Source organism: Pseudomonas sp. F9001 (assembly GCF_013385435.1).
In the GTDB taxonomy this organism is placed as follows: Bacteria; Pseudomonadota; Gammaproteobacteria; order Pseudomonadales; family Pseudomonadaceae; genus Aquipseudomonas.
Genome location: NZ_JACAPX010000039.1, coordinates 1 through 23,578, shown reverse-complemented (window position 1 = coordinate 23,578; position 23,578 = coordinate 1). Strand labels below are relative to the sequence as shown.

Below are 23,578 nucleotides of genomic sequence, written 5' to 3'. Positions count from 1 at the left end.
GAGCGGAACCCATATCAGCCATCACCCAAATAACGGATATGTACTCACCCCAGGGTCCGTAACAAAACCGTCATCCCCCTGGGCTAGGCTCGCGGGCTCGAACGCCCCACGAGTCCCAATTCCATGTTCAAAGGCCTGCTCTACGCCGCGCTGCTGTTCACCCTGACGGCCCACGCCGAAACCTGGCCGCAGAAGGATTGGTCCCAAGGCCAACCGCTAACCGGCCCGGCCGCCCAAGCCCTGGATGACTACGCCTTCCCACCCCGTGACGACACCACCCGCAAAGGCGTCCGCACCGACGCCTTGCTGGTCATCCGCGACGGCCAGATCATCTACGAACGCTACGCCGCCCCCACCACCGCCAGCACCCCGCACCTGACCTGGTCCATCAGCAAAAGCCTGATGGCCACCGTGCTCGGCGTGGCCTTCGGCGAAAACCGCTTCAAACTCACCGACCCCGCCGCGCGCTTTTACCCGCCGATGAAACAACACCCCGGCGTGACCATGGCCGACCTGCTGCACTGGGCCTCGGGCCTCGACTGGCAGGAAGACTACGAATACGCCCCGCTGAAATCCTCGGTGGTCGCCATGCTCTACACCCGCGGCCACCACGACATGGCCGAGTTCGCCGCCGACACCGCGACCTCCAGCGCCCCCGGCCAGGCATTCCGCTATTCCAGTGGCGACAGCAATATCCTGTCCGCCACCCTCAAGGGCATGCTCGGCCACAAGGCCTACGTCGACTACCCATGGACCGCCCTGTTCCAGCCACTGGGCATCCACAACGCCACCTGGGAAAGCGATGCCGAGGAAACCTTCGTCGCGTCCTCATACGCCTACCTCACCGCCCGCGACCTGGCCCGCGTCGGCCTGTTGATGCAGCGCGACGGCCGTTGGGGCGAGCAACAGTTGCTGCCCAAGGAGTGGGTTGCGTTCAATCGCCAACCGTTCGACAAGTACAAGGCGGGCCAGGATGAAGCCGTTCCGGGCGGCCAATGGTGGCTCAACCGCGAAGTGCAGGGCGCCGCCAGACCCTGGCCGGACGCGCCCGCCGACACCTTCGCCGCCCTCGGCCACTGGGGGCAGGCGCTCTACGTGATGCCCGAAAAACAGCTGGTCATCGTGCGCTATGGCGACGACCGCGACGGCAGCTATCGCCACAACGAACTCCTCAAGCGCGTCCTTGCAGCGGTGCAACCATGATCCGCCGTCATCCCGTCATCAGCCTGTTGATCCTGCTGTTACTCGTGTTGCTCGGCTGGGTCTGGCACGAGCGGGTCAATCTGCAAGCCTTCCCCGACATCATCGCGGCCTACACCGCCAAGGAGTACTGCTCCTGCCGATATGTGGAAGGCAATCCCGCTGATTATTGCCTGGGTTATGTGAAGCAATACGTGCCCACCAGCGCCTTCACCGACAACCCTGAAAAACACCTCGTGACCGCCAGCGGCCTGGGCCGCACACACAGTGCCCAATGGCTAGGCCAACGCGAGGGCTGCCGCCTCTTGCCCTAATGCAGCCACAGGTGGGGCTGAGGTTCCACAGGGTGGAACCACCTTTGATTGTCCTCCTGCGCACATCGCGGTTATCTGGCGGTGTGCAACGAAAAAGAACGGGAACACCCGCCTGCGAGGAGAATCACCATGAGCCCACACCAGCACATCCTGGATTGGCTGAGCGATGTCGCCAGCGACCTGCACGCCGTGCGTCAGGACATTCACGCCCACCCCGAACTGGGCTTTGAAGAAAACCGCACCTCCGCCCTCGTGGCGCAATCGCTGCGTAACTGGGGCTACGAAGTCCACACCGGCATCGGCCAGACCGGCGTGGTGGGTGTGCTGCGCAATGGCAGCAGCTCGCGCAAGCTCGGTATCCGCGCCGATATGGACGCGTTGCCGATCATCGAAAACACCGGCGCCAGCTACAGCAGCCAACACGCCGGCTGCATGCATGCCTGCGGTCATGACGGCCACACCACCATGCTGCTGGGCGCCGCGCGTTACCTGGCCGCGACCCGTCAATTCGACGGCTCCCTGAACCTGATTTTCCAGCCCGCCGAAGAAGGCCAGGGCGGCGCCGAAGCCATGCTCGCCGACGGCTTGCTGGAGCGGTTTCCCTGCGATGCACTGTTCGGCATGCACAACATGCCGGGCCTGCCCGCCGGCCATCTGGGCCTGCGCGTTGGACCGATGATGGCCTCCCAGGACCTGCTCACCGTGACCCTCGAAGGCGTCGGTGGCCATGGCTCCATGCCGCACCTGACGGTCGACCCGCTGGTGGCTGCCGCCAGTATGGTCATGGCATTGCAGACCGTGGTGGCGCGCAATATCAATGCCCAGGAAGCCGCCGTGGTGACCGTCGGTGCCCTGCAAGCGGGCCAGGCGGCCAACGTGATTCCCCAGCAAGCACTGTTGCGTTTGAGCCTGCGTGCCCTGGATGCAAACGTGCGTGAACTGATGCTGGAGCGGGTCAAGGCGATCATCCTGACCCAGGCCGCGAGCTTCGGCTGCACCGCGCAGATCGAACATCGCCCGGCCTATCCGGTGCTGGTCAACCATCCCGAAGAAACCGAATTCGCCCGCCAGGTCGGCGTCGCCCTGCTGGGTGAAGATGCCGTCGACGGCAACACCACCAAGCTGATGGGCAGCGAAGACTTCGCCTGGATGCTGCAACGCTGCCCCGGCAGCTACCTGTTTATCGGCAACGGCGTGTCGCGGCCGATGGTCCACAACCCCGCCTATGACTTCAACGACGACATCCTGTTGACCGGCGCCGCCTACTGGGGCGCGCTGGCCGAGAGCTGGCTCAAGCCCGCCTGACGACCTCTTTTTTCTGCCGCTGGACCCTTTTCCGACTGGTTGAATGGAGTGTTCCCATGCAGGCTTCAAAACAAGGTGTATCCCGCACCCGCCAAGTGGTGGCGGCGGTGATCGGCAATGCGCTGGAATGGTATGACTTCATCGTCTACGGCTTTCTCGCCAGCATTATCGCCCGGCAGTTTTTCCCCTCGGAGGATGAATACGCCTCGCTGCTGATGGCCCTGGCCACCTTTGGCGTCGGCTTCTTCATGCGCCCGGTGGGCGGGATTCTGCTGGGCATGTATTCGGACCGCAAAGGCCGCAAGGCTGCGATGCAACTGATCATCCGGTTGATGACCATCTCCATCGCCCTGATCGCTTTCGCCCCCAGCTATGCTGCCATCGGCATGGGCGCGCCGATGCTGATCGTGGTTGCGCGCATGCTCCAGGGCTTTGCCACCGGCGGTGAATACGCCAGTGCCACGGCGTTTCTGGTGGAGAGCGCGCCGGCCCATCGCAAGGGCCTGTACGGTTCCTGGCAGTTGGTGGGACAGTGCCTGGCGGTGTTCGGCGGCGCGGCGATGGTGGCGTTGGTCACGCACTTCTTCGAGCCGCACACCCTTGAAGTCTGGGGCTGGCGCCTGCCGTTCATCTTCGGCTTGCTGATCGGCCCGGTGGGCTTGTGGATCCGCCGGCACATGGAAGACCCCGAGGAATTTATCGAGGCACACAAACAGGCCAAGGGGGCGGCGCCGAGCTTGATGGACGTCATCCGCGACCACCGCCGCAGCATCTTGGTTTCGATGGGCCTGGCCTGTGGTGCAACGGTGTCGTTCTACGTGGTGCTGGTGAACATGCCGACCTTCGCCCACAAGAACCTCGGCCTGCCGCTGGACCAGGTATTGATGGTGCAGATGTTCGCGGTGGCGCTGATGACCGTGGTGATTCCGCTGTCCGGCCTGCTGTCGGATCGGTTCGGTCGGCGCCCGGTATTGATGGCGTTCACCCTGGCGTTTTTTGTGATGGTGTACCCGCTGTATGTGTGGGTCGCGGCGGCACCGTCCATCGAGCGTTTGCTGGTGATGCAGGTGATGTTGTGCACTGCCATCGGCGGCTTTTTCGGCCCGGCGCCGACGGCCCTGGCCGAGCAGTTTCCCATCGAAGTACGCTCCACCGGGGTGTCGGTGGCTTACAACGTGGCGGTGATGGTATTCGGGGGCTTTGCGCCGTTGATCGTCACCTGGCTCAGCAAGGTGCTGGGCACGCCGGTAGCCCCGGCATTTTATGTGCTGTTCGCTTGCGTCCTGACGCTGCTGGGCACTTACTGCATGCATGAGGCGCCACGGACGAAACGACCGGCGCCGTTTTCCAGCGAGGTGAAACCTTGAGTATTGTTGAACTGGATGCCATCGAACTGTCTCGGGCGATCCATGCGCGGCAGGTGTCCTGCCATGAAGTGATGCAGGCGTATCTGGCCCAGGTCGAACGCTTCAACCCGACGGTGAATGCGCTGGTCTCGCTGCGCTCCCATGAGGACGTGCTGGCCGAAGCGGCGCAGCGTGATCGCGAGTTGGACCAAGGCCAATCCCGTGGCTGGATGCACGGCATGCCCCAGGCGATCAAGGACCTGGCGGCGACCCAGGGCCTGCGCACCACCCTCGGTTCGCCGCTGTTCGCCGAGCATGTTCCTCAGGAAGATGCGATCAGCGTGGCGCGGGTTCGGGCCAGTGGCGCGATCATCATCGGCAAGACCAACGTGCCGGAATTTGGCCTGGGCTCGCAGACCTACAACAGCGTGTTCGGCACCACCGGCAACGCCTATGACCCGCGCCTGGTGGCCGGTGGCAGCAGCGGCGGCGCGGCGGTGGCGCTGGCATTGCGCATGCTGCCGGTAGCGGATGGCAGCGACATGATGGGCTCGCTGCGAAACCCGGGGGCGTTCAATAACGTATTTGGCCTGCGTCCGTCCCAGGGTCGGGTGCCTCACGGGCCGGCGCCGGAGCTGTTCGTCCAGCAATTGGCCACGGAAGGCCCGATGGGTCGCAGCGTGGCGGATGTGGCGCGGCTGCTGAGTGTGCAGGCCGGCTACGACCCTCGGGTGCCGCTGTCGCTCAAGGAGGATCCGGCGGTGTTGGGTGAGCCACTGCAGCGCGACTTCAAGGGTGCACGCTTGGGCTGGCTCGGGGATTACAACGGTTACCTGCCGATGGAAGACGGCGTGATGAGCCTGTGCGAATCGGCCCTCAAGGACTTCGCTGCGCTGGGTTGCGAGGTCGAGCACTGCCAACCGGAATTTTCTCTGGAACGCCTGTGGCAGACCTGGCTGGTGCACCGCCATTGGCTGATCCAGGGCTCCCTCGGCGCGGCGTACGCCGACCCGCAAAAACGTGCACTGCTCAAGCCCGAGGCGCAATGGGAAGTGCAGGGCGGATTGCAACTGAGTGCGGCGGACGTTTACCAGGCTTCGATCAACCGCAGCGACTGGTACCGCGCCCTGGGCAAACTGTTCGAACGTTACGACTTCCTGTTGCTGCCCACCGCCCAAGTGTTCCCTTTCGATGCACAACAAGCCTGGCCACGCCTCGTCGCAGGGCGCGAGATGGACACCTACCACCGCTGGATGGAAGTGGTGATCGGCCCCACACTGGCCGGCCTGCCGAGCATGAACGTGCCGGTGGGTTTCAACCCCCAGGGCTTGCCCATGGGCCTGCAGATCATCGGCCCGGCCCAGGCGGACAGGGCGGTGTTGCAACTGGCGTACGCCCACGAACAACTGACCCGCTGGGTGCAGCGGCGACCGCCCGCTTGCCTCTCGGCGACCGGTTGAGCCGCGACGGGCCTGTATCTTGCTGTGAAATCAGATCATCCATCGGCATCAAGGAGATCGACACATGGGCAGCGACGCCGAGACGGGAACCGTACGCTCAGTAGGGCGGGCACTGGCGATCATCGAATTGCTCGGCGAGCATCAGGCGCTGGGGCTGGAAGAGTTGCATTACCTGACTCACCTGCCCAAGGCCACGGTCTCGCGGATGCTGCTGACCTTGCAGGAACAGGGCTGGATCTATCGTGGCCTCAGCGACCGGCGTTACCGCCTGCGGGCCAGACGGTTGTTCGGCGACACCCAGCAACGCTTCAAGCGCCAACTGGTGGAAAGCGCCGCGCCGTGGCTGCTGGACCTCAGCGAACGCACCGGCCTGGTGGTGGACCTGTCGAGCTTCGACGGCGAACGCCTGGAGGTGATGGAAAGCGCGATCCCCACGGTGCTGCGCAAGCTCTACCCGAACAATTGCCAGATCGTCGGCCAGCACGCCAGCCTGTTTCATTCGGCCATGGGCAAGGCGTGCCTGGCGCAATTGTCGGCGGATGAAGTGCAGCGCCTGGCAGGCCGTGAGCATGTGGCGGAAGACGATCAATACCGGGCGTGTGAACAATCCCAGCACCAGGGGTTTGGCCAACGCACCGAAGGCTATTGGGAATATCCGGTGCGCCTGCCGTTCCTGATTCGCGCGGTGGCCTTGCCGGTGCGGGCCAATGGCCGGTTGGTGGGCAGCATGGCGCTGCATTGGCCGATGGATCAGGCACCGGTGGAACGGGTGCTGAGCCTGCACCTGGCCAGCCTGGAATCGACGATTCGCGATGTGCAGGAGGCGCTGGCCTGACCACCGTTCCCCCGTAGGAGCGAGCTTGCTCGCGAAGAACTCACAGGCACCGCGTTCATTCAGAATGCCCGCGTCATCGTTGGCAACCTTCGCGAGCAAGCTCGCTCCTACAGGAGGTCTTTGTTACTGTTCGCCCAGGTTTTTTGCCCCAAGAGTCTTTATGTCCCTGTTCAAACCCATGGCCTTCCTGCTGCTGGCCGCTGCCGCCGTGCCTGCCCACGCCGACTGGTACCTGGACAACGAGTCCTCGCGCCTGTCGTTCGTCACCACCAAGAACACCGACATCGCTGAAGTGCAGCGCTTCCTGGTGCTGCATGGCAAGGTCGACAGCAAAGGCGCAGCGCAGCTGGAAGTCGAACTGGAGTCGATCAACAGCGGCATCCCGCTGCGCGACGAGCGCATGCGCAATGAGCTGTTCGAGATCAAGACCTACCCGGACGCGGTGATCAATGCGCAGATCAACCTGCAACCGATCAACGACCTGGCCCCCGGCGCGCAATACGAGCTGCGCCTGCCGCTGTCGGTGACCCTGCACGGCAAGACCCAGACCTACAGCACCGAATTGCTGGCGACCCGCCTGGATGACCGACGCTTCCAGGTGGTCACCCTGGAGCCATTGGTGGTGCACGCCGAGGATTTCGATTTGCTGCCGGGGGTAGCCGCATTGCGCAAGGCCGCCGGGCTGTCGCAGATCAGCCTGTCGGTGCCGGTGGGTGCGGTACTGATTTTCACGGCGCGCTGACATGAGCGGCGCAGTGTTCCCGTGGCGCAGCGCCAACCGTTTCGAGCTGATGGTCGACGGCCCGAGTTTCTTCCCACGCATGCTGGAAGGTATCGCCCAGGCTGAGCAACAGGTGGCGCTGGAGCTGTATCTGGTGGAGGCGGGCGCGTGTGCCGAGGCGATGGTTCAGGCCCTGGTGGCGGCCGCCGAACGTGGCGTGCGCGTACGTTGCCTGTTCGATGACTACGGCAGCCTGGCGTTTACCCTGGGCCTGCGTCGGCGGTTGATCGATGCCGGGGTGGACCTGCGATTCTACAACCGCCTGAGCTGGCGCCGCTGGATGCGCAACCTCTATCGGGACCACCGCAAGCTGTTGTTGATCGACCAGACCATCGCCGTGGTTGGCGGCACCGGCGTGACGGATGAATTCTGGACGCCCGGGGAAGACACCGCCGATTGGCACGAAGTGATGGTGCAGATTCGTGGCCCGCTGGTGCTGGATTGGCAGGCGTTGTTCGACCGTCAGTGGCTGGCGAACGACGATCGTAGAGCCTGGAAACCGGCCACGCATTTTGGCCTGCCACGGTTGCCCAAGGTGCCAGCGACAGGACCGGGGCTGGGGCGTGTGGCCTATGCCGACGCCCGCCAGCATCGGGATATCTTGCAGTCACTGATCCGCGCGCTGAACAGCGGCCACCAGCGTATCTGGCTGGCCACGCCGTATTTCCTGCCGACCTGGGGCGTACGGCGTGCCCTGCGCCGGGCGGCGGGGCGCGGGGTGGATGTGCGTTTGCTGTTGACCGGGCCACGTACCGATCACCCGTCGGTGCGGTATGCCGGGCACCGTTACTACCCGCGTTTGCTCAAATCCGGGGTGCAGATCTTTGAATACCAGCCGTGCTTCCTGCACTTGAAAATGGTGCTGGTGGACGATTGGGTGAGCATTGGCTCGTGCAACTTCGATCACTGGAATCTGCGCTTCAACCTGGAGGCAAATCTGGAGGCGCTGGACCCGGAACTGACGTTGGCGGTGGCGGGGAGTTTCGAGAGGGATTTTGCCCAGAGCCAGGCGGTGAGCCTTGAGGCATGGCAGTCGCGGCCATTGTGGCGGCGGGTGAAGCAGCGGGTGTGGGGGTGGATTGATCGGTTGGTGGTCAACCTGCTGGACCGCCGCGGATAAGCCAGAATACCCCAATCAAATGTGGGAGCGGGCTTGCTCGCGAAAGCGGTGTGTCAGTCACCTGATGTATCAACTGATCCACCGCATTCGCGAGCAAGCCCGCTCCCACATTTTGACCGGGCAAGACTTTAGAGCAGTTCGAAGCTCTGCTGCTTCACATCCTGCGAATCCAACCCGATCTGCACATTGAACTCGCCCGGCTCAGCCGCAAACTTCAGTTGGGTGTTGTAGAACTTCAAGTCTTCCTCGGTGATGGTGAAGTGCACCGCGCGCTCTTCGCCCGGCTTGAGCATGATCTTCTGGAAGTTCTTCAATTCCTTCACCGGGCGGATCATCGAGCCGGCCACGTCCTGGATATACAGCTGCACCACGGTTTCGCCATCGACCTTGCCGGTGTTTTTCACCACCACGGTGGCGTCGAGCTTGCCGGTCTTGTTCAGGGTGGTGGACGACAGCGCCATGTCCGACAGGCTGAAACTGGTGTAGCTCAAGCCGTAACCGAACGGAAACAGCGGCCCGGTGGTGTCATCGAAGTACTGCGAGGTGTAGTTGCCCGGCTTGCCCGGAGTGAACGGCCGGCCAATGCTCAGGTGGTTGTAGTAGGTCGGAATCTGCCCCACCGAACGCGGGAAGGTGATCGGCAGCTTGCCCGACGGGTTGTAGTCACCGAACAGCACGTCAGCGATAGCGTTGCCGCCTTCGGTGCCGGCGAACCAGGTTTCCAGGATTGCGTCAGCCTGTTCGTTCTCCTCGACAATCGACAGCGGACGGCCGTTCATCAACACCAGCACCAGCGGTTTGCCGGTGGCTTTCAAGGCCTTGATCAGGTCGCGCTGGCTCTGCGGGATGTTCAGGTCGGTGCGGCTCGACGATTCGTGGGACATGCCACGGGACTCGCCCACGGCGGCCACGACCACATCGGCGCCTTTGGCGGCCTTGACGGCTTCGTCGATCATGTCCTGGGACGAGCGCGGGTCATCCACTACTTCCGGGGCATCGAAGTTCAGGAAGTTGAGGTAGTCGACGACTTTCTTGTCGTTGGTGATATTGGCGCCACGGGCATAGATCACCTTGCCCTTGTCGCCGATCACGGCGTTCATGCCGTCCAGCAGGGTCACCGATTGCGCGGGTTTACCGGCAGCGGCCCAGCTGCCCATCATGTCGATCGGCGCCTTGGCCAGCGGGCCGACCAGGGCGATGGTCGCGTCCTTTTTCAACGGCAGGGTGTTGTTCCGGTTTTTCAGCAGCACCTGGCTGCGGCGCGCCACGTCACGTGCGTCGGCGCGGTGCAGGCGGCTTTCGGCGTAGGTGTCGGCCGGGTCATCCTCGGCCTTGCCGATGCGCAGGTACGGGTCGGCGAACAGGCCCATGTCGTACTTGGCGCCGAGCACTTCGCGCACGGCATTGTCGATGTCGCTCTGTTCGATCTCGCCGGACTTCAGCAGGCCGGGCAATTCCTTGCCGTAGAGCGAGTCGTTCATGCTCATGTCGATGCCGGCCTTGATCGCCAGCTTGGCGGCTTCACGCCCGTCCTTGGCCACGCCGTGCTTGATCAGCTCGAAGATCGCACCGTGGTCGCTCACGGCCAGGCCCTTGAAGCCCCAGTCCTTGCGCAGCAGGTCGTTCATCAGCCAGGTGTTGGCGGTGGCGGGTACGCCGTTGATCGAGTTCAGCGCAACCATCACGCCACCGGCGCCGGCCTTGATGGCGGCGTGGTAGGGCGGCAGGTAGTCCTGGTACATCTTGACCGGGCTCATGTCGACCACGTTGTAGTCGCGACCGCCTTCCACCGCGCCATACAGGGCGAAGTGCTTGACGCTGGCCATGATGCTGTCGGCCTTGGCCGGGCTGCTGCCCTGGAAGGCCTTGACCATCACTTCGGCAATGCGCGAGGTCAGGTAGGTGTCTTCGCCAAAGCCTTCGGAGGTACGGCCCCAGCGCGGGTCGCGGGAGATGTCGACCATCGGCGCGAAGGTGATGTCGAGGCTGTCGGCGGCAGCTTCCTGGGCGGCGATGCGCCCGGAGTGGCCGATGGCGTCCATGTCCCAGCTGGAAGCCAGGGCCAGGCTGATGGGGAATATCGTGCGGTGGCCGTGGATCACGTCATAGGCGAAGAACATCGGGATCTTCAACCGGCTGCGCATGGCTGCGTCCTGCATCGGACGGTTTTCCGGGCGGGTGATCGAATTGAAGGTGCCGCCGATGCGACCGGCGGCGATTTCCTTGCGGATCAGTTCGCGGGGCATTTCGGGGCCGATGCTGATCAGGCGCAATTGGCCGATCTTCTCATCAAGGGTCATCTGCTTGAGCAGGTCACTGACGAAGGCGTCCTTGTCCTTGAGCACTGCGGGCTTTGTTTCGGCTAATACGGAATGAGTGGCCAAACTGACAACAAGGCCCAGCAAACACAGCTTCTTCATGAAAATCCTTTCTCGCAGCCTTGGGACCGGAGAGCGTCTATTGTTGTTCGGGTGTTGTTCAGATAAATACCGCACACTTCTGAACTCTTATTGGCGCTGGGCATCTTTTAGCTGATTGGCACGATGCAATCCAGTGGGTGGTGGCGGATTATGCCCTAAGCCCGTGGCTAACGCGTCAGTCGGTAAATTTCATAGGTTTGGCAGGAGAAACACCATGCAAGCAGCACAAGGTTACCGTTGGGGCTGGAAGGCCGTGGCATTGATACTGGTGAGCACCGTGCTGAGCGGTTGCGGCATCAACAAGATCCCGACCCTGGACGAACAGGCCAAGGCGGCCTGGGCCCAGGTGCAGAACCAGTACCAGCGGCGCGCCGACCTGATCCCCAACCTGGTGGAAGTGGTCAAGGGCTACGCCGCCCATGAACAGGACACCCTGACGGCCGTGATCGAAGCGCGGGCCAAGGCCACCTCGATCCAGGTGGACGCCAGCACCCTCGACAATCCCGAGAAACTCAAGCAGTTCCAGCAAGCCCAGGACGGTTTGAGCGGTGCACTCAGCCGTTTGATGGTGGTGTCCGAGCGCTACCCGGACCTGAAGGCCAACCAGAACTTCCTGGCCCTGCAATCGCAGCTTGAAGGCACCGAAAATCGCATCGCCGTGGCCCGCCGCGACTTTATCCAGGCAGTGCAGGCCTACAACACCGAGATCCGCACCTTCCCTGGCCGCCTGTGGCACAGCGTGATGTACAGCGACTTGCCGGTCCGCGCCAACTTCGAGGCCACCAGTGCCGATGCCGATAAAGCGCCGCAAGTGAAATTCTGATGGGCAAGCGCGCTTGGCTGATGGCGGCGGTGCTGCTGGCCTTCAGCCTGACCGCCCAGGCCGCCCTGAATTTCCCGGCCCTGACCGGACGGGTGGTGGACAACGCCCAGATGATCGACCCGGCCGTGCGTGCGCAGCTGACCCAGCAGTTGCAGGCGCTGGAGCAGACCAGCGGCGACCAGATCGTGGTGGTCACCGTGCCCGACCTGCAAGGCGTGCCCATTGAAGACTTCGGTTATCAACTGGGCCGCGCGTGGGGCATCGGCCAGAAGGGCAAGGACAACGGCGCCCTGCTGATCGTCGCCCGGGATGAGCACAAGATTCGCATCGAAGTGGGTTATGGCCTGGAAGGCGTACTCACGGATGCGCAGTCCTGGGTGATCATCAACCAGGTGATCGCCCCGGCGTTCAAGGCGGGCAACTACAGCAAGGGCATCAGTGACGGCGTGGCGGCGATGCTGCAGGTGGTGGGCGGCGATCCGCTGGCCGTGCCGGCGCATGTGTCCGAGGCCAACTTCGCCAAGCAAAACCCGGGCATTTCCATTGGCCTGTTCATCCTGTTGCTGGCAGTGTTGTGGCTGTGCAATCGCATGGGCCTGCCCGTTGGCGCTATCCTGCTGGCGATTCTCAGCAGCAGCGGTCGTGGCGACGGGGGAGGCGGTGGCGGTGGTGGCTTCAGGGGCGGCGGCGGTGGTTTTGGCGGCGGTGGCGCCTCGGGCGGCTGGTAATGACAATAACTAGAGAGCATCAACAACCATGGCATTACTGAGTCAACACGAGCAACGCCAGGTCGCCGAGGCGATCGCCCGGGTCGAGCAACAGACCGACGCCGAACTGGTGACCGTGCTCGCGGCCCGCGCCGACGACTACGCCTACATCCCGCTGTTGTGGGCCAGCCTGCTGGCGCTGGTGGTGCCGGGGATCATCCACTACCTGTCGGGCTGGTTGACCATGTACACCTTGCTGCTGGCGCAGTGGGGCACGTTCGTCGTGCTGTGCCTGGTGTTCCGTTTGCCCAGGGTCACCACGCGACTGATCCCGCGCTCGGTGCGCCATTGGCGCGCGTCCAACCTGGCACGGCGGCAGTTTCTCGAGCAGCACCTGCACCACACGCTGGGCAGCACCGGGGTGCTGATTTTTGTCAGTGAGGCCGAGCGGTATGTGGAAATCCTGGTGGACAAGGGGATATCCAGTCGCCTGGATGACAGCAGTTGGGATGCGATCGTCAAGGACTTCACCCGCCAGGTGAAGCAAGGCCAGACGTTGGCCGGGTTTGTGGCGTGTATTGAGGCTTGCGGGGAATTGCTCAGGGAGCACGTACCGGTGACCCACGCACGCAATGAGCTGCCGAATCGGTTGGTGGTGTTGGAGTAGTGTAAAATTCCCGGCATTCCCTGCCCGAGGCGTTTTTGTTCATGTCTGCCACCGCTAAACCTGCCAGCCCCGCGCCGGATCATCACGCGCAGTTCCTTGAACTGCTGAGCGCGAGCCTTGAGCAAAACGCCTTTATCAAGCTGGTGCTGGCCAAGTATGTCGGCACCGAGCCTGATCTTCAGAAGCTGATCATCAAGCAGCTGACGGTCAAGGATCAGCCTTGCCTGTCCTTCGTCTATCGCTACAAGACCCGCGACATCACCAAGAACTTCTCCCTGGCCGACGGCGTGGCGGCAATTGCCGAATTGTTGCCGGCGGCGTTCAAGAATGCGCACCTGCTGTCGGTGACCGACGAAGCCCAGCTGGAATACAGCAAGAAGAACAAAAGCTCACTGTTCAAAAGCAAGCCGCAGCAACTGCGCGAAGCGCCGTCTGCCGAGCACAACCGCGAGAAGAATCGCTTCCTGGACCTGACCCGGCCCTTCCTCGCCGACCTTGGCGTGACCAACGCCAAACACGAACTGATCCCGGCGATGTCGCGCAAGTGGAAGCAGATCAACAAGTTCATCGAAGTGTTCAGCCATGCGCTGACCACCTCGCCGCTGAAGCTGGACCAGCCGGTGCGGGTCGCGGACTTTGGCTCGGGCAAGGGTTACCTGACGTTTGCCATCCACGACTACCTGCGCAACACCCTCAACGCCGAGGGCGAAGTCACCGGCGTGGAACTGCGCGAAGACATGGTGACCCTGTGCAACAACGCCGCCGCCCGCCTGGACCACCCGGGGCTGGTGTTCAAGTGCGGGGATGTGCGCAGCGTCGCGCCCAGCGAGCTGGACGTGATGATCGCCCTGCATGCCTGCGACATCGCCACCGACTACGCGATTCACACCGGCATCCGCTCCGGTGCGTCGATCATCATGTGCTCGCCGTGCTGCCACAAGCAGATTCGCCTGCAGATCCAGAGCCCGGCGCTGCTCAAGCCAATGCTGCAATACGGCCTGCACCTGGGCCAGCAGGCGGAAATGGTCACCGACAGTTTGCGCGCGTTGTTCCTTGAGGCGTGCGGCTATGAGACCAAAGTGTTTGAGTTCATCTCGTTGGAGCACACCAACAAGAACAAGATGATCCTGGCGGTGAAGCGTGCCGAGCCGGTGGACAACGCTCAACTCCTGGAGAAAATCCAGGAGCTCAAGGCGTTCTACAACATCACCGAACATTGCCTTGAAACCCTGCTGCGGTCGGAAGGTTACCTCGCCTGAGTACGACGCAAATCAAAAATGTGGGAGCGGGCTTGCTCGCGAAAGCGGTGTGTCAGTCACCTGATGTATCAACTGATCCACCGCATTCGCGAGCAAGCCCGCTCCCACATTAGATCGCGCTAGCCTTGGGAGCTGGCGCAGGCTTCACGCTGGTCTTGCGCCCCAACATCACCGTCACAATCACCCCGCAGGCAAACAGCCAGGTAATCGGCTCGATGTGTTCACCAAAAAACAGCGCCGAAAACGCGATGGTGAAAAAGATCTGCAACAGCTGAATCTGGCTGACCCGGGCGATGCCACCCATGGCGAGCCCGGCGTACCACGCAAAGAACCCCAGGAACTGCGAAAACAACGAGACATAACCAAACGCCCACCAGGTGCGCATGGAGATCGGCCCTTCGTGTTGCAGCGCCAGGTAGGCCACCGGCCCGATCAATACCGGCGTCGACAGCACCAGCGCCCAGCAGATTACCTGCCAGCCGCCCATCTCCTTGGCCAACCGGCCGCCTTCGGCATAACCCAGGCCACCCACGGCAATCGCCCCGAGCATCAACAGGTCGCCCGCCTGGATGCTGCCGGCTCCGGTGATCAACGCATAACTCAGCACCAGCGCACTGCCCAGCGCCGCGCAGGCCCAGAAGGCCTTCGACGGACGTTCATGGGACAGCCACGCCGCATACAGCGCCACGCACAGCGGCTGCAACCCGTTGACCAGCGCGCCATGGGACGCGGGCAAGGTTTGCATGGCCCAGGCCGACAACACCGGGAAACCCAGGATCACCCCGGCAATCACCAGCGTCAGCCCGCGCACCTGGCGCCAGGTGGGCCAGCGCTCACGGCGCCACAGCAACAGCGCCGCCGCCGGCACCGCCGCGAACAACGCCCGGCCCAGGCCATTGAGCAACGGGTGGATTTCCTGCACCACGATACGGGTGAAGGGCAGGGTGAGGCTGAAGATGACGACGCCCAGCAGGCCGAGGGCCATGCCGGTATTTTCGCGGGAGCTCATGGAAGGAACCAGAATCGAATGGGCCGGAAGTGGACGTTCATCTAGCCACAAAGCCCCGCAAGCACGGGCTTACAGCTGGGTGCAGATTGAGCCGTACAGTTTTGAACGGGCGACTCGGTTCATGTGGGAGCTGTCGAGCCTTGGCGAGGCTGCGATGGGATCAACGCAGTTTACCTGTCAGGCCGAGGTGTCTGCATCGCGGGCAAGCCCGGCTCCCACACAAGCCGGGGTGCTGATGTAGTAGCGGGCCATTACCCGGATCAAGCCTGCGGGTCTATCTTGGCTACTCCTGTCTGCCCAACCGTTCAACCGGAGGAATGTCCCATGGCCGCGAAAAAAATCCTGATGCTGGTCGGCGATTACGTCGAAGACTATGAAGTGATGGTGCCGTTCCAGGCGCTGTTGATGGTGGGGCATACCGTGCACGCCGTGTGCCCGGACAAGTCCGCCGGCCAGACCGTGCGCACGGCGATCCACGACTTCGAAGGCGACCAGACCTACAGCGAAAAACCCGGGCACCTGTTTGCCCTGAATGCGGATTTTGCCAAGGTGAACGCTGCCGACTACGACGCGCTGCTGGTGCCGGGTGGCCGTGCCCCTGAGTACCTGCGGCTGAACGAAAAGGTCCTGCAACTGGTCAAGGATTTCGATCAGGCTGGCAAACCCATCGCTGCCGTATGCCATGGCGCTCAACTGCTGGCGGCTGCCGGGATCCTGGAAGGCCGCGAGTGCAGCGCCTACCCGGCGTGCGGGCCGGAGGTACGACTGGCGGGCGGTACGTTCATCGATATCCCGGTGACCGACAGCCACGTTCAAGGCAATCTGGTGACGGCCCCGGCGTGGCCGGCGCACCCAAGCTGGCTCGCGGGTTTCCTCGGGCTGCTGGGCACCAAAATCACCCTGTAAAGCGGAGGTCATCGCCATGTGCGAACTGTACGTCAAGGCCGACCCGATTCTGTACGAATCCCGCTCGCGCTCCCTGCGCATCTGCGGCGTGGTGACCACCGTGCGCCTGGAAAACCAGTTCTGGGACATCCTCAGCGAAATCGCCGAGGTGGATGGGATGACCACCAATCAACTGATCGCCAAGCTGTATGAAGAAGTGATGGATTACCGCGGCGAAGTGGTGAATTTTGCTTCGTTCTTGCGGGTGAGTTGCACGCGGTATTTGAGCAGGCAGCGGGTTCACGCCCCAGAGCTCAGCCTTGTGAACACAAGAAATAGCGCGCAGAAGATCTGAATGTGGCAACTCGTTCAATGTGGGAGCCGGGCTTGCCCGCGATGACATCGCCTCGGTTTAACTGGCTGACCGAGTTGCCCGCATCGCAGGCAAGCCAGCTCCCACACTGATCGGTTTTCCAAGCCGAATGCGGGTGAAGGGTCAGAAGAACCGCGTCACACTGATCTTCGCATCCCGGCCCTTGGTGTAGGCGCGGTCGCCGCTCAGGGCCGGTCGGAAGTTGTTGTTGAACAGGTTGTCCACGGTGAAGTTCACCTCGGTACCCTTGAGGTAAGCCTGTTGCGGCTTCCAGCTGGCGAACAGGCCCTGGGTGTTGTAGCGCTTGTTGCCGTACTGGTCGTAGAACAGGTCGCCGATGCTGGTGCCCGGGCCGCCGGAATACTTGTCGCTCGGCAGGCGGCTGGTGGCGCCGATGAACTGCCCTTGCCAGCCTACCCGCATATCCAGGCTCGGGATCTTGGTGCCGAGCACCACCACCCATTTGGTTGGCGGAATGTCCCGCGCCCAGACGTCCGGCCCCCATGGGTTGGTGTAGGCGCCTTCATGTTTACCGGTGGTGTAGGCGAACGATACCGAGCCGAACACGTAGGTGGAGTCATAGAAACTCTCGGCCTCGAAACCCTTGATGGTCATGCCGCCGATGTTGCGGTAGTTGGACATCGCGCCCGGCGGGCAGGCGCTGGAAATCGTCCCGCCGTTGACCGCCTGGTTCTGGCAGCCCACGCCTGTGGCCTTGAAGATTTCGTCCTCGACCTTGTTGTGGAACAGCGTGGTACGCAGTTGCAGGTTGTCGCCGTGGGCGAACACGTCGGCGAAGCTGGTGACGTTGCCCAGGGTGATGGAGGTGATGCGCTCCGGGTCCAGGTCCAGGCTGGTGGCGGTGCGGCTGCCCAGGCCCTGGACTTCATACTGCTCGTCGATCACTGGCGCACGCCAGGTGCGGCTCCAGTTGGCGAACATCGCCACGTTCGGGGTGATGGTCCAGTACGCCGCCAGGCGTGGCGACCAGCCGGTGTAAGTGCGGTCGCTGTAGTCATGGCCGATGGCCGGGTCCGGGTTGCTGTAGTACGGCGCGTCGTTGGCCTCGCCGCGGTTGCGCACATGGTCATAGCGCATCGACGGGGTAATGGTCACATCGCCCAGCGTCACCGCGTCCTGGATAAAGAAGCTGTTGGTGTCGACCTTGCCATGGGGCATGAAGCCCGGCTGGAAGTGCCCATAGTTGTATTTCGGGGTGTTGTAGGTGGCGCCGGGCATCCACATTTCGGTTTCCCGGGTGTGCTTGCGGATTTGCACACCGGCGGTCACCGCGTGCTGCAACGCACCGGTGGAAAACAGGCTGACGTTGCGTACGTCGAGGTTCTTGTCGTTATAGGAGGTGTCCATCTTGCGCCCGCCGGTGGCCAACTGGAAAAACGCCGTGGCGTCGCGCTCGTCGGTCTGGTCGGTATTGGATTCGGAGTACTTGATGGTCAAGTCCACCAGCGGGTTATTCATCGGCTGGTATTCGTACTTGCCGGACCAGGTGGTGTCGACGGTATTGCGGTTGGCCAGGAAGCGTTTCAGCGCGGCTTCGTAGCCATAGCGGTCGATGTTGGCCTGGGTCGGCGGCGTCGGGTAGCTGGCGGCAGAGAAGGGCGTCCAGCGCTGGCTGTTGGAGCGCGAATACGACAGACCCAGGCTTTGCTCATCGGTGAAGTGAGCATTGAACTTGAACAGTTTTCCGTCCACATTCTGGGCGCTGTTGGGCAGGCGCTTGGGGTTGATCGGGTACTGGTTGTTGTCGTTGGGCAGGGTGGCAGCCAGTTTCATGTCGCCGCCGTCGCGCTGGGTCAGGTAGGCCAGCGCGTCGAAGCGGCCGTCATCGGTACGCCCGTAAACGGCACTGCTGTAGACCTGCTCATGGTCGTTGCTGGAGTAGCCGTATTTGAGCATGGCACCGCTGTTGCGCCCGTCCTTGAGCAGGTCCGGGGCATCCTTGGTGGTCATGTTGACCGTACCGCCAAAGCCGCCGTTGCCGCTGAAGGGCGAGTTGGGGCCTTTCTCCACTTCGATGCTCTTGATCAGCTCGGGCTCGATAAACACAGTGCCCTGCTGATAGCGCTCAAAACCGCTTTTGGTGGCGCCATCGACGGTCAGCGGCACGTCTTCGGCGTCGCCGAAACCACGGATGTTGATGGTCTGGCCACCGGGCTTCAGCGAGCCGCCCTGGCTGATGCCGGGCAAGGTTTGCAGCAGGCTGGGAATGTTGTTGGACTGGTAGCGGTCGATGTCGGCCTGGGTCAGGGTGGAACGGCCGACGGTGGTGGAGTCGACCTCGTTGCCGGTGCCGATCACGCTCAGGGCGTCGAGCTGGATCGCGCTGCTGTTGGTGGTCTTGCCCTCTTCGGGGCGTACCACGTAAGTGCTGCCGACCTTGAGCAATACGAACTCGCCGTCCTTGAGCAGGGTGCGAATCGCCACTTCCGGTGTGAAGTCGCCATTGAGGGCTGGCGCCTGGATATTTTTCAGCAGCGCTTCATCGAACAGCAGCTGGATTTTCGCCTGCTGCGCCACCTGGCTCAGGGACGTGGCCAGGGACTGGGCCGGCAGTTGCAGCTTGAACGACTCGGCCTGGGCACTCAGGCTGAAGGCCAGGCAGGCGGCAATGGCGGTGGGTCGAAGAAACAGGTGCTGAACGTGGCAAGGCGCGCGAAACATGAAATCCCCCGGAGTAGCCAAATGGCCAGAAAGGTGTGCGTATCAAACGCAGACCCGAGGAAGACGCGGCAGGAAAAATAATCCTCACATGCGAATGCAAAATATTCTCAAATAAGAATTCCGCGGGGCTATTTGCGCGGTTCGATCCTGATATTGCCGTCGGCCAGGGCCACGGTTTTCACCGGCAATAGCGCGGGCAGGGCGTTGAGCAGGGCGTCCGGATCATTCACGTCCAGATTGCCCGAGACCTTCAACTGCGCCACCGCGCTGTCCACCAGCAACGGCGCCTGGGGCCGGTACAGGCTCAACTCATCCATCAGGCTGGCCAGCTCGCGATTACGAAAAGACACGTGGCCGCCGCGCCAATCGGCGACCTCGCCGGCAGTGAGGGTTTGCTGCTGCAGCGTGCCCTTGGCATAACTGAACGTAGCGCGCTGATCGGCGCCGAGCAGGGTGGCCGGCAGCCTGGCATCCGGATCGAACGCCACTTGCCCGTGGGCCACGCTGACCACCAACTGCTGCTTGCTGCGCCGCACATCGAAGCCGGTGCCGACCACCCGCACATTGGCTTCACCGGCCTGCACGAACAGCGGACGCTCCTTGTCGGGCGCCACCTCGATATACAACTGGCCCTGATCCAGATGCACGATGCGCTGGTGACTGTTGAAGTCCACCCGCAGGCGCGTGTTGGCGTTGACGTACAAGGTGCTGCCGTCGGGCAGATGCAAGGTGCGCATCCCTTTGGCATGGGCCGCGACCTGGGCGTGGAACAGCTCGCGTGGGGCGCCGATGTTGCTCGTCAGCACGGCACACACCAGGGCGGCAGCCACCGCCAGGGCCGGGCGCCACACGGGTGGTTTGCGCACGGGCAGCGGTGTCGGTTTGTTCAGTTGCTGCAACTGGGCCAGGTCGGCCCACAGCTGTTCGAATTCGGCGTAGGCGCGGGCATTGGCCGGCTCGGACTGCCAGGCGGCAAACGCCTTGCGGTCGGCGCGACCGGCGTCATTGCGGTTGCGCGCAAACCAGCTGGCGGCCTGGGCATCGATGGAGTCGCTGGCCTCGATGTCACAGGTGTCGATGTCGCTCAGGCGGGTCATTCTGGCTGCTCCTTGCCCTGTTCTTGTTGAAGTCGCTGCTTGCAATGCAGCAAGGCAAAAGCGATGTGCTTTTCCACCATGCTGATCGAAACGCCCATGCGCTCGGCGATCTGCGCCTGGCTCAGGCCTTCGAAGCGGTGCAGCATAAGGGCTTCTCGTCTTCTCGGCGAGAGTTCAGAGAGGACTTCTTTCAACTGTTCCAGGCGTTGCAGGCGTTGCGCGGCGGCCATGGGATCGTCTCGCGAGTCGCTGACAGGTTCGGCATCCAGTTCGGCCTGCTGCTGGTGGACGGTGTGCCGCACCTTCTGTTTGCGCCAGTGATCGCGCAGCAGATTGCGCGCCATCTGGAACAGAAACGCCCGTGGCTGCTCGACCTGAGCCCGGTCGCGGTAGTCCAGCCATTGGGTGAAGACATCCTGGGTCATGTCTGCCGCGTCGCTGGCGTTGTCCGTGCGTTTACGCAGGAAATGCAGGATATCTGCATAAAACCCGCGAAAGGCATCGGCCGACAGCGGGTCGGGCTTGGGACGAGACATGGATATCCTTCTTGACGAAGCACGACGTGGAAAAGTCGTGAATGATATCGAGAATTATTGTCATTTGTCTCTATTGAAAATCCAAGGTTGGATGCGGACTAAATGTGGGAGCGGGCTTGCTCGCGAATGCGGTGAGTCAGTCGACCTATTAATTGACTGACCCACCGCCTTCGCGAGCAAGCCCGCTGCCACATTTGGATTGCGTTTCAGCGCAACAGGGTCAGTAGTTCCTGCAACTGAACACGGCCTGCCTCAGCCAGCGGGAACACCGGCAGCCGTGGATCCCCCGACTCCAGTCCCGTCAGCCGCAAACCGGCCTTGATCGTCGCCGGCAAGCCACCTTTGAGGATGAAATCCAGCAACGGCAACTGGCGATAAAACAGCTCCCGCGCTTTCTCCAGGTCATTGGCCAAAACGGCTTCATACAAATCCAGGTTGAGCTGAGGAATCAGATTCGGCGCCGCCGTGCACCAACCTTTCGCGCCCGCCGCAAACGCCTCCAGTGCCAGCGGATTGCAGCCGTTGTAGAACGGCACCTGGCCCTCGCTGCGCCGGTGCAATTGGTGCATGCGCTGAATATCCCCGGTGCTTTCCTTGACCATGGTCACGTTGTCGACGCTGTTGACGATGCGCAGGATCAAGTCCACCGACATGTCGGTGCCACTGGTGGCCGGGTTGTTGTAGAGCATGATCGGCACGCCGATGCTGTCGCCAATGGCCGCATAGTGGGCGAGGATTTCCGCCTCGCTGAGTTTCCAGTACGAGGCCGGCAATACCATTACCACGTCCGCGCCGTGGGCCTCGGCAAACTGCGCACGACGCACGGCCTTGGCGGTGGTCAGGTCGGAGACGCTGACGATGGTCGGCACACGCTTGCCCACCTTCTGGATGCTGTAGGCGGCGACTTCATCCCACTCTGCATCACTGAGATAGGCGCCTTCGCCGGTGCTGCCCAACGGTGCGACAGCGTGCACGCCGCTGTCGATCAGGCGGTCGATCGAAAGGCCCAGGGCGTCGAGGTCAATGCGCTGGCCGTCCGTGCTGAACGGGGTGATGGTGTAGCCGATAATGCCGTGAATAGAAGGGCTGGACATGCAAAAGTCTCCGGTCGAAAAAGGGTTTCAGTTCAGGCAATCGGCGTGTTGGCGCAGGTTCTGCCGAGCGTAGTAGTTGAACGCGGCGCCGTGGCGCTTGGGCTTGGAAATCCAGTCATGGGCTTCGCGGCCCAGTTCCGGCAGGATCGGCTTGATCGTGCCGGCGGCCATCGCCAGCAGCTGCAACTTGGCCGCGCGCTCGATCAACTGCGCGATCACACAGGCTTCCTCGATGCTCGCCCCAGTGGACAATTGGCCGTGGTGGGAAAGCAGAATCGCGCGTTTATCCCCCAGGGCAGCGGTGATGATTTCACCTTCTTCGTTGCCCACCGGCACCCCGGGCCAGGCTTCGAGGAATGCGCAATCTTCGTACAACGGGCAGAGGTCCATGTGGGACACCTGCAACGGCACTTCCAGCATCGACAACGCAGCGATGTGGGTCGGGTGAGTGTGGATGATGCAGTTCACGTCCGGGCGACCGCGGTACACCCAGCTGTGAAAACGGTTGGCCGGGTTGGGCATGCCATGGCCTTCCAGCACCTCCAGGTCTTCGTTGACCAGCAACAGGTTGCTGGCGGTGATCTCATCAAAACCCAGGCCCAGTTGTTGGGTGTAGTAGGTGCCAGGCGTCGGGCCGCGTGCGGTGATCTGCCCGGCGAGGCCGGAGTCGTGGCCGTTTTCGAACAGGATCCGGCAGGTCAGCGCCAGCTTTTGCCGGTCGGTCCACGTATTATCCGCCAGGGTGTTTTGCATCTGGGTCAGCGCCTGCTTGACCAGCTGGTCTTTCGGGAGTGCTAATGTCTTGGCCATATCAGTGTCCTTGTTCGTCGCAAATGACACTAAAGAGACTATATGACACAAAGTGTCATTAGCAAGCATTCATCATCGCCTCTTTAATGGATTAACCGCTGCGCATGTCTATCCGTTTGAAAATATTGAGAAAAAAACTTGGTGTGACATTGGAGTCGCTCGCGGAAAAATCCGGGATGACCAAGAGTTACCTGTCGAAAGTCGAACGCGGGTTGAATACGCCGTCGATTGCGGCGGCGCTGAAACTGGCCAAGGCGTTGAATGTGAAGGTCGAAGAATTGTTCAGCGAGGACAATGTCAGCCTCGACAGCTACAGCCTGGTGCGCAGCCACGAACGGCAGGCGTTGTCGGGCACCGATGCGTCACCGGGTTACGCGGTGTTGGCGCATCAGGTCAGTGAGCGTAGTTTGTTGCCGTTCATCATTTACCCGCCGGCGGAGTTCACCGACAAGACCTTCAAGGAACATTTGGGGGAGGAGTTTTTGTTTGTGCATGAAGGTCAGGTTGAGGTGGATTTCATGAGTGAGCGGGTGGTGTTGAATCGGGGGGATGCGTTGCATTTCAATGCGCAGAAGCCGCATCGGATTCGGTCGGTGGGGGAGGTTCAGGCGCAGCTTTTGGTGGTGGTGCATAGTGCTGAAGCGTGATGGTGGGGGTGGGGGTGGGGGCATATCCGTTATTTGGGTAACGGCCGCTTATGGTTCCGCTCTTACAGCGGCTCACTTTTGAAGAGCGCAAAAGTAAGCAAAACGCTCTTGCCCCACCACTCGGCACCTCGCTTAGGCTCGGTGTGCCCTCACTCCGGCTTTGGACCGTGGGCCGCCGTCATGGGCCATCCTTGGCCCAGGACGGCTA

Annotated in this window: 22 protein-coding genes; 15 read left to right on the top strand and 7 right to left on the bottom strand. The window is 62.3% G+C overall.

Annotated elements, in window-relative coordinates:
- Positions 1-123: 123 nt before the first annotated feature.
- From HX818_RS28110 to HX818_RS28075, 8 genes are all read left to right on the top strand, one after another.
- Positions 124-1,203, top strand: coding sequence for a serine hydrolase (locus HX818_RS28110; protein ID WP_177021131.1), 1,080 nt, complete (start codon positions 124-126; stop codon positions 1,201-1,203).
- Positions 1,200-1,514 (top strand): hypothetical protein, encoded by a 315-nt coding sequence (locus tag HX818_RS28105; protein WP_003209165.1) that lies wholly within the window; start codon positions 1,200-1,202, stop codon positions 1,512-1,514. The genes HX818_RS28110 and HX818_RS28105 overlap by 4 nt, the downstream gene beginning before the upstream one ends.
- A 129-nt stretch (positions 1,515-1,643) precedes the next feature.
- On the top strand, positions 1,644-2,819 hold the full coding sequence (locus tag HX818_RS28100; RefSeq protein WP_177021130.1) for a M20 aminoacylase family protein: 1,176 nt from the start codon (positions 1,644-1,646) through the stop codon (positions 2,817-2,819).
- 56 nt (positions 2,820-2,875) lie between these two features.
- Complete coding sequence (locus HX818_RS28095) at positions 2,876-4,186, top strand: citrate-proton symporter (protein ID WP_177021129.1); 1,311 nt, start codon at positions 2,876-2,878, stop codon at positions 4,184-4,186.
- Entirely contained in the window at positions 4,183-5,625 is a 1,443-nt protein-coding gene (locus HX818_RS28090) for an amidase (RefSeq protein WP_177021128.1), read from the top strand. The genes HX818_RS28095 and HX818_RS28090 overlap by 4 nt, the downstream gene beginning before the upstream one ends.
- Before the next feature lie 64 nt (positions 5,626-5,689).
- Positions 5,690-6,460, top strand: coding sequence for a helix-turn-helix domain-containing protein (locus HX818_RS28085; RefSeq protein WP_177021127.1), 771 nt, complete (start codon positions 5,690-5,692; stop codon positions 6,458-6,460).
- Positions 6,461-6,620: 160 nt separating this feature from the next.
- On the top strand, positions 6,621-7,202 hold the full coding sequence (locus tag HX818_RS28080) for a YceI family protein (protein WP_008430888.1): 582 nt from the start codon (positions 6,621-6,623) through the stop codon (positions 7,200-7,202).
- A 1-nt stretch (position 7,203) separates the two neighbouring features.
- Positions 7,204-8,361 carry a phosphatidylserine/phosphatidylglycerophosphate/cardiolipin synthase family protein gene (locus HX818_RS28075; RefSeq protein WP_177021126.1) on the top strand — a complete coding sequence of 386 codons (1,158 nt, stop codon included), beginning with the start codon at positions 7,204-7,206 and terminating at the stop codon, positions 8,359-8,361.
- A 128-nt stretch (positions 8,362-8,489) separates the two neighbouring features.
- On the opposite strand, the gene bglX is transcribed toward HX818_RS28075, so the two are convergent.
- On the bottom strand, positions 8,490-10,781 hold the full coding sequence (gene bglX, locus HX818_RS28070; RefSeq protein ID WP_177021125.1) for a beta-glucosidase BglX: 2,292 nt from the start codon (positions 10,779-10,781) through the stop codon (positions 8,490-8,492).
- 214 nt (positions 10,782-10,995) lie between these two features.
- Between bglX and HX818_RS28065 the strand changes: the two genes are divergently transcribed.
- The 4 genes from HX818_RS28065 to HX818_RS28050 are packed head-to-tail and all read left to right on the top strand — an operon-like array spanning position 10,996 to position 14,237.
- Entirely contained in the window at positions 10,996-11,604 is a 609-nt protein-coding gene (locus HX818_RS28065; protein ID WP_003209150.1) for a LemA family protein, read from the top strand.
- Complete coding sequence (locus tag HX818_RS28060) at positions 11,604-12,332, top strand: YgcG family protein (protein WP_177021124.1); 729 nt, start codon at positions 11,604-11,606, stop codon at positions 12,330-12,332. Before HX818_RS28065 ends, HX818_RS28060 begins: the two co-directional genes overlap by 1 nt.
- Before the next feature lie 28 nt (positions 12,333-12,360).
- Positions 12,361-12,978 (top strand): TPM domain-containing protein, encoded by a 618-nt coding sequence (locus HX818_RS28055; protein WP_003209147.1) that lies wholly within the window; start codon positions 12,361-12,363, stop codon positions 12,976-12,978.
- Between the two features lie 41 nt (positions 12,979-13,019).
- Positions 13,020-14,237 (top strand): SAM-dependent methyltransferase, encoded by a 1,218-nt coding sequence (locus tag HX818_RS28050; RefSeq protein WP_177021123.1) that lies wholly within the window; start codon positions 13,020-13,022, stop codon positions 14,235-14,237.
- Between the two features lie 109 nt (positions 14,238-14,346).
- Here HX818_RS28050 and HX818_RS28045 read toward each other — a convergent pair whose 3' ends face one another.
- Positions 14,347-15,246 (bottom strand): DMT family transporter, encoded by a 900-nt coding sequence (locus HX818_RS28045; RefSeq protein ID WP_003209142.1) that lies wholly within the window; start codon positions 15,244-15,246, stop codon positions 14,347-14,349.
- A gap of 324 nt (positions 15,247-15,570) precedes the next feature.
- Here HX818_RS28045 and HX818_RS28040 point away from each other — a divergent pair, with 324 nt between their 5' ends.
- Both HX818_RS28040 and HX818_RS28035 read left to right on the top strand, forming a co-directional pair.
- Positions 15,571-16,152: a DJ-1/PfpI family protein gene (locus HX818_RS28040; RefSeq protein ID WP_102606425.1), complete on the top strand. Its 582-nt coding sequence runs from the start codon at positions 15,571-15,573 to the stop codon at positions 16,150-16,152.
- Between the two features lie 16 nt (positions 16,153-16,168).
- Positions 16,169-16,486 (top strand): ribbon-helix-helix domain-containing protein, encoded by a 318-nt coding sequence (locus HX818_RS28035; RefSeq protein WP_177021122.1) that lies wholly within the window; start codon positions 16,169-16,171, stop codon positions 16,484-16,486.
- 141 nt (positions 16,487-16,627) lie between these two features.
- Here HX818_RS28035 and HX818_RS28030 read toward each other — a convergent pair whose 3' ends face one another.
- From HX818_RS28030 to HX818_RS28010, 5 genes are all read right to left on the bottom strand, one after another.
- Positions 16,628-19,186, bottom strand: coding sequence for a TonB-dependent receptor (locus tag HX818_RS28030; RefSeq protein WP_177021121.1), 2,559 nt, complete (start codon positions 19,184-19,186; stop codon positions 16,628-16,630).
- Between the two features lie 128 nt (positions 19,187-19,314).
- On the bottom strand, positions 19,315-20,283 hold the full coding sequence (locus HX818_RS28025; RefSeq protein WP_008430902.1) for a FecR domain-containing protein: 969 nt from the start codon (positions 20,281-20,283) through the stop codon (positions 19,315-19,317).
- On the bottom strand, positions 20,280-20,819 hold the full coding sequence (locus tag HX818_RS28020) for an RNA polymerase sigma factor (RefSeq protein WP_003209132.1): 540 nt from the start codon (positions 20,817-20,819) through the stop codon (positions 20,280-20,282). The genes HX818_RS28025 and HX818_RS28020 overlap by 4 nt, the downstream gene beginning before the upstream one ends.
- A gap of 206 nt (positions 20,820-21,025) precedes the next feature.
- The gene (locus HX818_RS28015; RefSeq protein ID WP_134325867.1) at positions 21,026-21,913 is read right to left on the bottom strand and encodes a dihydrodipicolinate synthase family protein; all 888 of its coding nucleotides are present in this window, start codon (positions 21,911-21,913) and stop codon (positions 21,026-21,028) included.
- 27 nt (positions 21,914-21,940) lie between these two features.
- Positions 21,941-22,723: an aldolase gene (locus HX818_RS28010; RefSeq protein WP_003209128.1), complete on the bottom strand. Its 783-nt coding sequence runs from the start codon at positions 22,721-22,723 to the stop codon at positions 21,941-21,943.
- A 104-nt stretch (positions 22,724-22,827) separates the two neighbouring features.
- On the opposite strand from HX818_RS28010, the gene HX818_RS28005 reads away from it, so the two are divergent.
- On the top strand, positions 22,828-23,370 hold the full coding sequence (locus HX818_RS28005) for a helix-turn-helix domain-containing protein (RefSeq protein WP_087692630.1): 543 nt from the start codon (positions 22,828-22,830) through the stop codon (positions 23,368-23,370).
- Positions 23,371-23,578 lie beyond the last annotated feature (208 nt).

Coding starts and splice junctions, on each gene's coding strand:
- HX818_RS28110 (WP_177021131.1), top strand. CDS start 124: ATGTTCAAAGGCCTGCTCTACGCCGCGCTGCTGTTCACCCTGACGGCC.
- HX818_RS28105 (WP_003209165.1), top strand. CDS start 1,200: ATGATCCGCCGTCATCCCGTCATCAGCCTGTTGATCCTGCTGTTACTC.
- HX818_RS28100 (WP_177021130.1), top strand. CDS start 1,644: ATGAGCCCACACCAGCACATCCTGGATTGGCTGAGCGATGTCGCCAGC.
- HX818_RS28095 (WP_177021129.1), top strand. CDS start 2,876: ATGCAGGCTTCAAAACAAGGTGTATCCCGCACCCGCCAAGTGGTGGCG.
- HX818_RS28085 (WP_177021127.1), top strand. CDS start 5,690: ATGGGCAGCGACGCCGAGACGGGAACCGTACGCTCAGTAGGGCGGGCA.
- HX818_RS28080 (WP_008430888.1), top strand. CDS start 6,621: ATGTCCCTGTTCAAACCCATGGCCTTCCTGCTGCTGGCCGCTGCCGCC.
- HX818_RS28075 (WP_177021126.1), top strand. CDS start 7,204: ATGAGCGGCGCAGTGTTCCCGTGGCGCAGCGCCAACCGTTTCGAGCTG.
- bglX (WP_177021125.1), bottom strand. CDS start 10,781: ATGAAGAAGCTGTGTTTGCTGGGCCTTGTTGTCAGTTTGGCCACTCAT.
- HX818_RS28065 (WP_003209150.1), top strand. CDS start 10,996: ATGCAAGCAGCACAAGGTTACCGTTGGGGCTGGAAGGCCGTGGCATTG.
- HX818_RS28060 (WP_177021124.1), top strand. CDS start 11,604: ATGGGCAAGCGCGCTTGGCTGATGGCGGCGGTGCTGCTGGCCTTCAGC.
- HX818_RS28055 (WP_003209147.1), top strand. CDS start 12,361: ATGGCATTACTGAGTCAACACGAGCAACGCCAGGTCGCCGAGGCGATC.
- HX818_RS28050 (WP_177021123.1), top strand. CDS start 13,020: ATGTCTGCCACCGCTAAACCTGCCAGCCCCGCGCCGGATCATCACGCG.
- HX818_RS28045 (WP_003209142.1), bottom strand. CDS start 15,246: ATGAGCTCCCGCGAAAATACCGGCATGGCCCTCGGCCTGCTGGGCGTC.
- HX818_RS28040 (WP_102606425.1), top strand. CDS start 15,571: ATGGCCGCGAAAAAAATCCTGATGCTGGTCGGCGATTACGTCGAAGAC.
- HX818_RS28035 (WP_177021122.1), top strand. CDS start 16,169: ATGTGCGAACTGTACGTCAAGGCCGACCCGATTCTGTACGAATCCCGC.
- HX818_RS28030 (WP_177021121.1), bottom strand. CDS start 19,186: ATGTTTCGCGCGCCTTGCCACGTTCAGCACCTGTTTCTTCGACCCACC.
- HX818_RS28025 (WP_008430902.1), bottom strand. CDS start 20,283: ATGACCCGCCTGAGCGACATCGACACCTGTGACATCGAGGCCAGCGAC.
- HX818_RS28020 (WP_003209132.1), bottom strand. CDS start 20,819: ATGTCTCGTCCCAAGCCCGACCCGCTGTCGGCCGATGCCTTTCGCGGG.
- HX818_RS28015 (WP_134325867.1), bottom strand. CDS start 21,913: ATGTCCAGCCCTTCTATTCACGGCATTATCGGCTACACCATCACCCCG.
- HX818_RS28010 (WP_003209128.1), bottom strand. CDS start 22,723: ATGGCCAAGACATTAGCACTCCCGAAAGACCAGCTGGTCAAGCAGGCG.
- HX818_RS28005 (WP_087692630.1), top strand. CDS start 22,828: ATGTCTATCCGTTTGAAAATATTGAGAAAAAAACTTGGTGTGACATTG.